17 protein-coding genes are annotated in these 11733 nt (G+C 60.3%); 2 read left to right on the forward strand and 15 right to left on the reverse strand.

Features of this window, described 5'->3' with window-relative positions; genetic code table 11:
• Positions 1–179 precede the first annotated feature (179 nt).
• The 14 genes from WI754_RS11820 to WI754_RS11885 form a co-directional block, all read right to left on the reverse strand.
• Positions 180–530 carry a hypothetical protein gene (locus tag WI754_RS11820; RefSeq protein ID WP_349433581.1) on the reverse strand — a complete coding sequence of 117 codons (351 nt, stop codon included), beginning with the start codon at positions 528–530 and terminating at the stop codon, positions 180–182.
• A 212-nt stretch (positions 531–742) separates the two neighbouring features.
• Complete coding sequence (locus tag WI754_RS11825; protein ID WP_349433582.1) at positions 743–1963, reverse strand: phage minor head protein; 1221 nt, start codon at positions 1961–1963, stop codon at positions 743–745.
• Positions 1963–3543: a DUF935 domain-containing protein gene (locus WI754_RS11830; RefSeq protein ID WP_349433584.1), complete on the reverse strand. Its 1581-nt coding sequence runs from the start codon at positions 3541–3543 to the stop codon at positions 1963–1965. The genes WI754_RS11825 and WI754_RS11830 overlap by 1 nt, the downstream gene beginning before the upstream one ends.
• A complete protein-coding gene (locus WI754_RS11835) occupies positions 3543–5186 on the reverse strand; it encodes a terminase family protein (protein ID WP_349433585.1) in 1644 nt (547 codons plus the stop codon). The genes WI754_RS11830 and WI754_RS11835 overlap by 1 nt, the downstream gene beginning before the upstream one ends.
• Complete coding sequence (locus WI754_RS11840; RefSeq protein WP_349433586.1) at positions 5183–5761, reverse strand: DUF3486 family protein; 579 nt, start codon at positions 5759–5761, stop codon at positions 5183–5185. The genes WI754_RS11835 and WI754_RS11840 overlap by 4 nt, the downstream gene beginning before the upstream one ends.
• A gap of 1 nt (position 5762) precedes the next feature.
• Positions 5763–6062 carry a hypothetical protein gene (locus WI754_RS11845; protein ID WP_349433588.1) on the reverse strand — a complete coding sequence of 100 codons (300 nt, stop codon included), beginning with the start codon at positions 6060–6062 and terminating at the stop codon, positions 5763–5765.
• Positions 6059–6424, reverse strand: a complete 366-nt coding sequence (locus WI754_RS11850) for a hypothetical protein (RefSeq protein WP_349433589.1) — start codon at positions 6422–6424, stop codon at positions 6059–6061. The genes WI754_RS11845 and WI754_RS11850 overlap by 4 nt, the downstream gene beginning before the upstream one ends.
• The gene (locus WI754_RS11855) at positions 6421–6642 is read right to left on the reverse strand and encodes a TraR/DksA C4-type zinc finger protein (protein WP_349433590.1); all 222 of its coding nucleotides are present in this window, start codon (positions 6640–6642) and stop codon (positions 6421–6423) included. Before WI754_RS11855 ends, WI754_RS11850 begins: the two co-directional genes overlap by 4 nt.
• Positions 6639–6998, reverse strand: a complete 360-nt coding sequence (locus tag WI754_RS11860; RefSeq protein WP_349433591.1) for a hypothetical protein — start codon at positions 6996–6998, stop codon at positions 6639–6641. The genes WI754_RS11855 and WI754_RS11860 overlap by 4 nt, the downstream gene beginning before the upstream one ends.
• 2 nt (positions 6999–7000) lie before the next feature.
• On the reverse strand, positions 7001–7837 hold the full coding sequence (locus WI754_RS11865; RefSeq protein WP_349433592.1) for a peptidoglycan-binding protein: 837 nt from the start codon (positions 7835–7837) through the stop codon (positions 7001–7003).
• Positions 7838–7917: 80 nt separating this feature from the next.
• The gene (locus WI754_RS11870; protein ID WP_349433593.1) at positions 7918–8271 is read right to left on the reverse strand and encodes a hypothetical protein; all 354 of its coding nucleotides are present in this window, start codon (positions 8269–8271) and stop codon (positions 7918–7920) included.
• Complete coding sequence (locus WI754_RS11875) at positions 8268–8465, reverse strand: hypothetical protein (RefSeq protein ID WP_349433594.1); 198 nt, start codon at positions 8463–8465, stop codon at positions 8268–8270. Before WI754_RS11875 ends, WI754_RS11870 begins: the two co-directional genes overlap by 4 nt.
• On the reverse strand, positions 8458–9117 hold the full coding sequence (locus WI754_RS11880) for a regulatory protein GemA (RefSeq protein WP_349433596.1): 660 nt from the start codon (positions 9115–9117) through the stop codon (positions 8458–8460). The genes WI754_RS11875 and WI754_RS11880 overlap by 8 nt, the downstream gene beginning before the upstream one ends.
• Complete coding sequence (locus tag WI754_RS11885; protein ID WP_349433597.1) at positions 9114–9386, reverse strand: hypothetical protein; 273 nt, start codon at positions 9384–9386, stop codon at positions 9114–9116. Before WI754_RS11885 ends, WI754_RS11880 begins: the two co-directional genes overlap by 4 nt.
• A gap of 89 nt (positions 9387–9475) precedes the next feature.
• Between WI754_RS11885 and WI754_RS11890 the strand changes: the two genes are divergently transcribed.
• Both WI754_RS11890 and WI754_RS11895 read left to right on the forward strand, forming a co-directional pair.
• The gene (locus WI754_RS11890) at positions 9476–10267 is read left to right on the forward strand and encodes a hypothetical protein (protein WP_349433598.1); all 792 of its coding nucleotides are present in this window, start codon (positions 9476–9478) and stop codon (positions 10265–10267) included.
• Positions 10268–10318: 51 nt separating this feature from the next.
• The gene (locus tag WI754_RS11895; protein ID WP_349433599.1) at positions 10319–11038 is read left to right on the forward strand and encodes a hypothetical protein; all 720 of its coding nucleotides are present in this window, start codon (positions 10319–10321) and stop codon (positions 11036–11038) included.
• A gap of 40 nt (positions 11039–11078) precedes the next feature.
• Here WI754_RS11895 and WI754_RS11900 read toward each other — a convergent pair whose 3' ends face one another.
• Positions 11079–11732: a DUF3164 family protein gene (locus WI754_RS11900; RefSeq protein ID WP_349433600.1), complete on the reverse strand. Its 654-nt coding sequence runs from the start codon at positions 11730–11732 to the stop codon at positions 11079–11081.
• Position 11733: the final 1 nt, after the last annotated feature.

Below are 11733 nucleotides of genomic sequence, written 5' to 3' on the forward strand. Positions count from 1 at the left end.
CGACGGCTCGGGAAAGACATATCATGCGCTCGACTGCGATCAAGGTTCAAATTTGAAGCCGATTTGAAGCCCGTGGACGCGTTTCGTGGGGCTGGCTGCAGCAACCGGGCGTCTGTGGCAGGCGAAGCGCCTCACGGGCTTAACTCGCGGCCGTGGCTTTGCGACATTTCGCGGCAACATCACTCGGGGAAAGACTCGTTACAAACCCGAATGAACGCCGGGAATAGTTCAGGCCTCGTCTCCAGGTCCTTCGTCATCCTGTCCAGGTGTTTTTGAACCCTCTCCTTAGCCTCCGAGGGGCTTTTTCCAACTTCAACCAGATCCTTCTTTCCCGCTTCGTACAGAATCTCGGCCTTTTTGCTGTGACGGTCTGAAGCGGCCTTGGCGCCCATTTCCTTGTAGGCGTCCCGCAGACCAAAGTGGAGCGCAGCGCACATGAAATACTCGTCGCGTACGAACCGTCGCTTTCCCTCAGCAGAAGCAATGAAGGGAACGGAGAAGATAAGAGCTGCAACAATCGGAATTCTCATATGAAATGTGATCCTCTGCCGGGCGGTCGCCTTTGCATCAAAAAGGAATTGACGCAGAGTTTCAACTTCGGCGCGCGTCTGAGCTTTCTTGCAAATTGGGCCGGATGCGAAGATAATGGGTTGTGCGCGTGACACGGTGATATTCTCCCTGCCGTAGGACCGTCGAAAGACGGGATCGCAATATGGGGTTCTCGGGAGGCCCCATCGCGCACTCACTCCTCCCTTCGATCGATGATGATTTTTACACTCGGACGGTTCAGCAGCCGGCGGATATTGTCGTCGCTGGCGAAGCGGAACGAGGTGACGAACGCGGCCTTGCCGGTCTTCGTCGTTTTGGCCGCGACATAGCGCCAGCGTCCATCGGCGAGCTTGACCAGGACGAATGTATTCTGACCGTCCTGAAACACCATCGTCGGGTTCGCGCCGATCGACGGCAGCTGCAGGTAATCCTCCCTGGTCATTTCCGGATGATGGCGTAGCTGCTTTTCCATTGTGGCCTGCGAGAGGATCGCGACGCGCGCCTCTGTCCCCAGCGCCTTTGCTGTTTCCGGCGGGATCGGCATCACCGGCATCGAGCCTTCCGGCTTCTCCAGAAAGCGGGCAAAGGCATCCGATCGCACGCGCTCCTGAACGAGCGGTTCGAGCAGCTCGAACGGCGCGCCGGCCGTCTTCTCCGCGAGCGCCTCGTTGATGGCCACGTTCGCGCCGACGCGGCCGGGGTTATAATCCCAGCCCGGATCGATGCCGATCGGGATATCGCGGATCTCGCCGGTGCGCTTGTTGACCCACGTCTTGGTTTCATCCTCGGGCGGTTCGAAGATCAGATTTTCGCCTTCCGAGATCAACTGGTCGATCTCGCGTTGTGACAGGCTCTGCATCGTGCAGCGGCAACCGAAACCGTTCGGACAGGCCCACTTGTTCCAGTAGGGATGATCGACCGGCAGCACGAGGTTATGGCGCCGGGCGTGCGCCGGCCGCACGTGATCGTCATGCATGGTCACATAGCGCAGAAAGGGCCGGCTCTTCTTGTTGCGCTCAAAGCCGGCCCAGTGGCCGGCTGCGTAGGAGACGCGCATGTTGACGTTGAAGATCGTTTCCAGCCGGCGCAGCGAGCCGAGCTGGGCGGGACGGATTTCCTCGGTTAGCGGATCTCGGACCAACTGGCGACCCCACCATCCCTTCGCCTGGAGCAGCGGCGTCAGTTCGCGGGAGAAATCGCGGATGGTCCGACCGTCTTTAAGAGCCTTCGCAAGGCCATTGAAGATGTCCTGAAGCACGTCGAAGCCGGCGGACTTGGCGACGGTGAACATGCTGGAATGATCGGCCGCATAGGCGTCCTGCCACGCGAACGTTGACGACAGCTGCCGGCCACGCGCTTCGAGAAAGCGGATGGCATCGGCCGGCGGAAGCGGGACGAGCTGCGCGGTCGCCATCAGAGATCGTCGCCCACTTCGCCCGCCAGGCGCGCTGCAAAGGATGCGCGTGCGAGCAGCTCGGCAAGCTTCGTCACGCCCATGGTTTCGATGCGCCGCGCGATGATGGCCTGGGCTGCAGCCTCAGAGGCTGCGGTCGCCAGCTCGTCTTCGAGCCCGGCGACAACCGGCGTCATCATCTGCTCCCAGTCATCCGCCACGATTTCGTCGACTGCCCGGTCGACCGCATCGCGGTCCGGAGTGGCGAGTGCCGGCGTGCCGGTCATCGGAACCGGTTTCTCCTTCCTCTTCGATCCGGATGGCTTCTGCGTTTCGTCGGTCTCTGCCGGCGCACTCTGGCGCGGAGCGACCAGCAGCTCGTCCTCGGCGGCGGGATCGGGAATGCCGATCTTGTCACGTATGGTCGCCATCCCGACCTTCAGGCCGAACGGCACAAGCGTGGCAACGTTCTTTACCAGCTTCTCGATATCGATCTCGTCCGGACGGCCGATCTTGATTTTCGGATAGGCCTTGCGCCTGCCGTGATTGAGATCGACCAGCGGCCGCACCAGGTCGCGATTGAGGGTGGCGGCAAGCTGCTTGGCATCCGAGCGCTCGATGTCGGCCCGCACGCCATCATGAACCTTGCCGACCGCATAGCCCCCGGCCTGCGCATCGGTGGTCGCGGTCTGGCCGAGAACGATCTTCGACACCTGCCGATCGAGCCAGTCCTGGCGCTTCTCGTAAAGCTCATGCGAGCCGGAGATCGATGCCTCGATAAACTCGATCGACATCGACTGCGGGATGATCGCGGCGAAGTCCGAGCCGATGCTGGCAACGGCGTTGAGAAGGATGTCCTTGTCGGCCGGCATCGCATCCGGACCGAACTTGCCGACCCGCAACGGCTGGCCATAGGCCTCGCAGAACACTGCCCAATCCTTGGCGGTGAAGCTCTTGAAGAGGAAGGTCCAGGCGATCGACCGTGCCAAGCCGCCGCGAATCGTCAGGCCGGATTTGACCTTTGCCCGGTGAACGATCCACTTGAACGGCAGCAACGGCTCGTTGCCCGCTTCACCGCGCAGCATCAACGTGTCGCGGTCGGTAACGTCGAAATCGAACCACCGGGGATCGCGATACTTCAGCGCCTCCGGCATCCATTGCCCTTCGGACGTGTCCCAGATGATTTCCGTGGCGGAATAGCTCTTGCCGATCGCGTCGAGAATATCGATCAGCTCGTCTTCGAAGATGTCGCGTTCGATGACTTGGCGCACCAGCTCGGCATCGCGAACGCTTTCCGCGTCCTCGCCAGCGGCTTCCACGGTGATCTCCAGTCCGGACACCTGCCGTTTGCGGATGGTGAGGACACCGGCATAGTGGAGATCGCGCTCCTCCATGTCCTCGGCCAACTCAAGATATGCCTCGGCATCGCCATCGATGGAGTGACGCAGGATGCGCGCGAGTTTTTCGGGGGTGAGGCCGGGCGCCTGGTGACGGCCGAAGGGCTGGCGAACGCCGCGCGTCGTCACGCCGCCTTGCTCCTGCTTCAGAGCCGCCTTGACGATCGGCCGACCCGAGGCGTCGAGAATAGGAGAGAGAGCCATCACATGATTCCTCGACGGCCGCGCAGGCTTGCCATGCGGAAAGCCTTCTCGCCGTCATTGCTGGATGTTTCGGAAAAACGGCTTTCGACCGGCGTTGCCGGTGCATAGGAATATTCGTGCCACTGCATGCGACTGGCGAAATGCGCCAGCGCCAGCGCGATCGCATAGTCGCCGTGCCGTTTCTTGTTGGTCTCACCCGTGCGCGAATCGGGAATGCTTGGAATGCCGCGGATGACCTTGACCAGGCGAAGGTCGGACAGATGGTCATCGTTCTTCGAAATGGCGATCGCATCGTCTTCGAAGGCCGCCTTAAGCGGCGGCATGTTCACCCGATACCATTCCTGCGAAAACTTGATGGCGTGGACCAGACCGGCCGGATGATCCTTGTCACGCAGGCCGAACAGCCGGCCCATGTCTTCGGCGACCGTCCAGCCCATGCCGGTGGCGTCGAAGGCAGCGCCGACGAGGCGTGGCGACGCCTTCAGCACCGTCCGCGTGATCATCTTCTGCTCGTCGCCAGGAACGCCACGAAGTTCGAACGTCAGCGCGCTCGTGCGTTTCAGCACCTTGTCGATCGACAGCAGCGTGCCGACCGACAAGTCGGCGACGCGGGCAAAGTCGAAGCCGAAGGCATGCATCAGCGCTGGATCGAGTTCGTCGAGCGCGGCCTCCAGTTCGATCATGAAGGGCGCCAGCAGGCTGCGGCGCTTCAGTTCCGGCAGGTGCAGGAAGTCGAGCGGAAGATCGAGCGGCAGCACCGGCGCGCTCGATGTCATGCGCGCCTCGATCAGCGGGCCGGTCAACCAGGCACCTGTGCCCATGGTCGGAATGCAGAACAGTTCTTCGTCGGCGCCGTCGCCATAGAACTTGATGATGCTCTCGCGCCATTCGGCTTCCGCCTCGGGCGTCCAAGGCTTGTTGGTGACCAGGCAGATGCGCTGGTAAAGGCCGTCCTGCAGGGCCTCGTCAAAATCGATATGCAGGTGAGCATAGGACGAGCGGCCGCCCAGGATGTCCTGGATCTGAATGTTGAACTCGTTTTCCGTGCCGTTGTGGGTGGAGCAGACGACGACCTGGCCGCCCCACATCAGGAATGCCAGCGCCGCCTTCAGCAGCTCCTTCAGGTTATCGACGAAGGCGGCTTCGTCGATCATGACGACGCCCTGCTTGCCGCGCAGGGAGCGGGGCGCCGACGACAGGCCGATGATCTCGAAGCCGGAGGCAAAGCGGATGCGGAACGCCTGGATCGAGCGCACACCTTCGTCGTCGCTGTCGTCGAAAAGGAACTCGTCCATTTCCAAGGCGGCGGTCGAAAACGCGCGGGCCCACATGGCGCAGGCGTCGATGAACTCGCGCGTCATCTCCTGGCTGTAGGAAATATACATGACGTCCATGCCGCCCGCGTCCTTGGCGCGGCCGGCACGAAGCACGGCATAGGAGGCAAAGCCCCAGGTGAGACCGATACGGCGGCTCTTCTCGATGAACAGAACGTGGCAGGTCGAGCTTTCCAGCAACGCGACCGCCCGCGACTGGTAGGGCAGAAGCGCCTTTGGCAGGCCGAGCTGATCGATGATGCCGGGCAGGACAGCCGTCGATTGCCGGCGGATTTCCGCCCATTCTTCCTTCGAGAACGGTGCGCTCACTTCTGCACCCCGAGGATCTGGCCGAGGATGGCATCGGTCGTCTCGGTCGACATGCCCTTCATTTTGGCCACGGCCTGGACGGCTTCGACGGCCTTCGCCTCAAAGTCCTTTTCGACCTTCAGGCGGCGGGTCGTGGACACGCCTTGCGCCTGCGCTGCAGCCCGCAGCGCGTTTGCCAGTGACATCGCGCCCTTGGGATCGATGCCCGCTTCGCCGGCCGAGGTGAGCAGTTCGAAGACGAGGGTCTTGATCGCCTCAGCGGCGATCAGGGTGAGATCGTCGGACGCCTGGGCATCGAACTTACTGGCGATCGTCGAAGCGATTTCCCGCGTCTGGTTCATGCGATGCGACATGGTCGCCAGCTTGATCGAATACCGATTGAAGGCAGAGAACGATGGAATATTGAATTCCAGCTCGCCACGATGCTCTTTCTTCAGAGCCTCAAGCTTGCCGTAGAATTCGGCGTAGATGTCGGTCTGGGTCCGGTCCCGGTCCTGTAATTGTTCGGCGGCCCAGGCAACGACCGGGCCGCACTCGTCAGGCAGTAGCTCAATTCCCGAAAGGCGGCTGCGCATATCATTCCACCAGCGAAGGGCGGGCGACGCCTTCCAGCTCTATGCGGCGATCGACGTGATCCTGACCGGCGCGCCGCAGCTCGGCAATGAACACACTGCCGGCTTCCGTGATCTTCACCGCACCGATGTCTTCGAGGTAGCGCAACTGGACGCGCACCCATCCCCGCGATCGACGGTGACCGAAGGTGTCGAGGACGGTGGTCAACAGCGCTTCATTCAGCCGGTTGTCGGTCTGCTTCGACAGTTCTTTCAGAATGACCAGGCGCGCATCCTTGGTCAGATGCTCGTTAAAATCGCTCATGCAACATCTCTCTTCATCAGGAAGTCCTGCACCTGAAGCACCGTGCGCGAAGTGCTCAATTGGTTCTCTTCCATTCGGCCGAGCTTGCCCGAGAGGTCGGCGATTGCCATCCGCATCTCCATGAAGGCTTTCGCGTCGGGCAGGTGCTTCATCTCGCCTTCGATCGCCTGGGTGCGGCCACCCAGCGCGACGACGGCTTCTGACAGCGCCTCGATCTTGGCGTCGGTCTTCGTCCTGTAGGCGTCCAGTTCGGAGGCCATCTTTTTGGAGGGCGACGAAATCATCATCCAGATCGAGGAGCCGAGTGAGATCAGCAATGCTGCCAACGTGGCCCATGCCTTGAAGGGTTCGAGGTCATTCATCGGTGATATTTCTCGGCTTCATGAAGCGTCTGGCAATCGATGCAGCGGCACGCAAACGGCGCGGCGAGACGGCGTTCTCGGGAGATCGGCACATCGCACTCTATGCAAATGGCCGATCCGGGTTGCTTGAGCGCGACGGCGGCATCAGCAATGCCGGCGTCGCGCTCCTGGTCCGCCCGTTCGGCGGCAAGGTCAAAGGCAGCGTTCGAAAGGTTCATTTCGGGTCGGCTCGAATGCGGTTAGAGGAAACCAGATCACGGCCCGTCGCTGCCTGCAGGGTGAGAATGTGCGGTTCGAGGAACGTCTGAATGTCATCGCGCGTGTTGAGATCGAAGCGCTTCAGGGCGTCGGGAACTGACCGCGAGACGTAGTCGATGGCGTCATCGAGCGAGCCGCCCGGAAGCAGCAAAAGCTTTGCACCATTGCCGAGAGCAGACTGAAGCGCGTCCTTGTGCTTGGCGTCGATCTGAATGCCGGTCCAGCGGCTGAACAGCGTGCAGAAGGCGGCGATGACGGTGACGATCGCCATGTCGAGAAGTGGCGGCAGAACCTGAGTGAGCAGGATTTCCTTCATGGTCAGTCCTTTGATTGGAAGGGTTCGAGTGCTTTGGCAGTGTTCCGACCGACGATGCCGTCGACGGTGAGGCCGCGAGAGCGCTGGAAGGTTTTGACCGCAGCTTCGGTACCGGGACCGAAATTGCCGTCGATGGTGAGGAGGTAGTGGCCGGCGGCAGCAAGGGCGCGCTGCAGCTCGACGACCAGGTCGCTTTCATGGCCGCGCCGCAAGACGACGAAATCCTGTTCGGTCGCGATCCTGTCGCCCACGATGACAGCGACGAGCTGCTTTGCCTTGGCGAGATACTTGGCGCGGTCGGCAAGGCCATTTCGCCCGCCGTTCACGACCTTGGTGACGGCGACCAGGTCATCGCGATCGGCGAGCTTGTTGAGGCCCTTGGTCGCCCAAAAAAAGAATGCCGCCCAGGCCGCCCAGGGGAACAGCGCCACAAGATGCGGTTGCTGTTCGAAGTCGGGGCAGTCAGGAATGAAAGCCCGTAGCCAGGCGGTAAAATTGCGGTAGTTGTCGCGGCCGGTCAGCTGGATCGGACCACGCCCCTTGAAGCGCACGCCGTCACCCTTGCGGGTATTGCCGAGATCGGCCCGGCCTTCATAGGCAGCACCCGAGGCATATTCTTCCGTGGTGCTGAAGCCGTCGCTCTCATGGCCGAGCTGCGCCAGGAGGTGCGCGATCCGCACTGCCGTGGTCACCGCGAACTGTTCGAACAGCTGAGGCAGAAGTGGTGCGAAGGATGCAATGATCTCGGCCTGACGCCGTGCCTTGAAGGCAGACAGTTTCGGCGCGATCGCCCTCAGGACGGACGCATCGATCCGACTGGCAAGGGAAGTACCCGGCATATTTCTGGCCCCAACGTGCAGTGAGTGTGGGGCGACAATGGGGAGTTTTCAGAAGGGGAAACAGCCGCAAGGGTTTGTGGCTAAGAGCCGAAGAAGCTCAACTGGCGATCGTCGCGGACTTTCAACCAACCTCGAACGGCTACATCGCTGACGTGAAGGTGGCGAGCGATCGCGTTCACCGTCCAACCTTTATCCTTAAAACTGCGAGCGATAAAGGGCTTTGCAAGCGGGATGCGCAGCGAGCCGGAACCGAGACGTGCTGCAAGTCGCATGTGGGCCTCAGCGCCGATCAGCTGCGTAACCGGAGATCGGTCCTGTGGCCGCTCGGAAAGGTAGGCATAGCTTCCGCCGAAGGCGAGAAGGAAACGGATGCCGAGGTCCTCGCCGAGCGTATCGATGTAGGGCTGGATATGTGCAGGGACCTTGTTCGTCATGAGCGCGGCGCCTTGCCATAAACCGCCGCTTCAAGCTGCATCTGCTTGGCAGTGAGAAGTGCGACCTTCTGCTGTGTCCGTATCCGCGAATGCGCATCCATGCGCACGGTTCGAAGGCGCTTCAAAAGCGCTTCACGCTTCGCCGTGATCTCGGCAAGTTCGGTGCGGACAAACAGCGGAAGGGCTTTAGCCATCGGCACCTATCGCCACCTTCCGTTCGCGGATGCGCCGGCCGAATTCATTCATGACCGGTATCCACTCAGCGGCCGACAGCTCGCGGCCGGCGACGTGGGTGCCAACAATGCCGACCACGGCTTGCCAGAACGCTTGCGAGATCGCGCCTTGCTCCGAGCCCACCAGGAGGACCCATTGTGCCCTAGCGATCTTATAGCCATCGGCGCGAGCAAAGGCCGGTGTGAGTTTGCCGACCGACCAGTCAACGCCTGCCTCGCGAGCGATCCAGGCTTTGATCGCCTCGATCACCTTGGTGGCGTCCTCGGCGTATTTCATGAAGCGGGTGTGGTCGATGCCGGACTGTCGCCTTACAAACGCCAGCAGCGCGGCGTCGTCGCGGTTCTCGACAATCCCGAGATTGTAGGCGGCAATCCATAGCGCCTGCAGTTTCGACGCGAATTTACCTGTTAGCTTTTGCCGGCCGTCCGGCCGGCGCTCAACCGGCCGGAAGCCTTCGCGACGGAACGCCGATATCACTATCTGACGTTCGTCCTCGGTCATATCCTTGGCGGATGTCTTGCCGGTGATGATGTGCAGCTTTGCGCGGTAGGTGTCATCGTCGAGGCCGAGCTGCTTCTTTGCGACATGTAGGGCGGCGATGGAGGAAGTCATAACAGCCTCCTGCTGGTCGTTTCTCGGGCGACGTGGTCGGCCTGGACGATTTCGAGATCAAGGAGGATGGCGGCTGTATTCGACGGGCCGGGGCAGGGCAGCAGACTTCCGATGGGCTGGCCTGGCTCAACGTAGAAAATGGCGCCGCAATCAAACGACAGCTTTCGGTTCTTTCGGCCTCCCAGCGCAAGACCCCGTTTAGAACCACAGACCGGGCAATTGGATAGCGCATCGAACTTAGCGATGCGCTTCCGCGTCAGAGTGTCCATGCTGAGCCTCCGGTTGCTGAGGTTTTCCCGCTATGCCAAAACTTATGGGCGCAGGTAGAGCGCGTGGGGACACGAGAACGATGAAGCGAATGGGTATTGGATTTGGGTTCTTCGTGCTTCTGGTGGCCGTTGCATTGGGATTGCCGACGATCTTCGGGATACCGCGCGCCGAAGACGGCACGGGCGGCGATCCTTGGCGAAATTACATTTATGATTTCCAGACGTTGATCGGCGGTTTTCTCGCTTTGATCGCGGCCTACATTACGCTGCACCAAATGAAAGAAAGCGACGCCCTGCAAGAAAGGCGTCATCAGCAGCAAATAAGCGCAGTAAACAGACGCGACGTGCTTATTATCGATCGGTTCGCCAAGGCCTTTTTGCAGTGGTTGCGCCGCGATCTTGATCGGATGCAGGGCGCTCTTGCCGTAGCTACGACCAGTGTCGCGATCAGCCCCGATATCGACGCCCAAGCTGTGGAGATCGCCTGGCCCCCCGAATGGGACCAGGTTCGAGCGCACATGACGGAATTTGGCGATGCGTTGAAAGATGTCCGAGAGTATTTTGGCGACGGAGTCGTTCGCGTGGGAGACCAACGGCTGATCGACGCGAGTGCTTTGTTCTCGCCGGCCATGTACAACAAATCCCTCTACGTTATTCGGGCCCTCGATGCCTTTGTTCTCCATGTCGGGAACGTTCAAACTTTTAGAGCGGCCGCGACACGGCCGGTGACGCCGAATTGGTATGATCCGACAATGCTTCATTTGCTTGGTGGTGTTTGGCTTGCGTTGCGTGATTTCCTCAACGAAGCCGAGCAATTGGCTGCTGAGATCGCCCCTGTGAACGATCAATTCAATCCGGCTCACACGACCAGAGTTATTTGACCCGAATCGACCTAGAGTGAGGTCTTTCAACGGCGAAGGGGTTTTGGGGGCTTGCCACGTAACGATAACGATCAAAACGCCGCTCTGATCGCGGGGATAATAATTCTTCTTGTGCTCCTCCTTTTCCCGATTTTCTTCGGCGAGGGCTCCAGTATTTTTGACGGCGAAAGCAATCTTTGGCGCGAGACCGTGCAGGAATTTCAAACCCTTTTCGCCGGCATTCTCGCGATTGCTGCAGCTTGGGCAACAATCGTGCAGATGCAGAAGAGCGAAGAGAGGCAGGAGATACGGCATCGCGAAAGTTTCAAGAGCGCCAATCTGCCGAAATATCTCGCCGTAACGCGGCTGTCGGCCGACATTCCGCATAAGTTGCGCATTCACGCCGCGAGGATTGACCAATACATGGCGACCATTCCGGCTGGAACTTGGCCCAGTCCAAACAATGAAAATTTGTCGGCGTTTGTATGGGCCGTCTACGCAGCGCGGGAAATCCATCGGCTCTCGACCGACAGCCACTTCTCCGATTGTGCCAGCTACTTCACGCCGAGACTCTCTGAAAGCCTGCGTGACTGCGTTCAGTATGGAGAGACGATCACCGCAATGACCCCTGAGCCCAATTTTCTTACGATGTTCCACATTGACGAAAACGGAACGCCCGATTGGTACCATGCCGGCATTATTCCGATTTTGGGAGATCTTTCCCAGCAGGCGCAGACGCTCGCTGGCAATATCGACGTATGGGCAAAGTTTATGTTGAGCGAAATTGCGTGATGTTCCGAACATGTCGGTTTTTGACGAAACGGAGATCATGTCACGCCCTCGCCATATCGATAGTGATGGCGCGCCATTCATCAGTCAGGTTCTCGCGCTGATAGAACCGAACATATTCCTTGCTGCCAGTGACGCGGATGGCATCGCGGATGGCTTCCATGGCGCGCTGCCATCGTGCGTCCGTGATCTCCAGGCGAAGCAACATGAACACGTCGGAGCGTGAGACCTGGCCTTCCTTGTCGGTGTTGAAGGCTCGCATGACGATCGCCTGGATTTCCTCGCGGCTGTCGGCTGACCATTCCGTCAGGCACTCGTTTATGAGCGCCTTGGCAATCTGCAGCTCCGGGCCGAAGTCGATCAGGTCGGCTACCTGCACCTGGACTTTCATCAGGCCGTCATAGGTCTGATAGGTGCGGTTGCCCTTTTTGCCGCCGATCTTCGCGTCGTATTTCTCGGCGAGGATCGTATCGAGCGCCGTCAAGTCGGCTGCGGTATGGCCCTTGAACCGGCTGACCTGCGCCGACAATGCGGAGGCAAAGGCGATGCAGGTGCGAACGGTCTGATCTTCCAGCTTGGCCTCGGCCTTGACGCGGCCGATGGGGTCGAGCCCGCCCTTCGCGTTCTGCATGAATTCCTTGCCGTTCACGATCGTGATGCCGGCGGCGGGCTTTTCCTCGAGGATGACTGCGTCCATG

Source organism: Pararhizobium sp. A13 (assembly GCF_040126305.1).
Taxonomy (GTDB): Bacteria; Pseudomonadota; Alphaproteobacteria; order Rhizobiales; family Rhizobiaceae; genus Pararhizobium.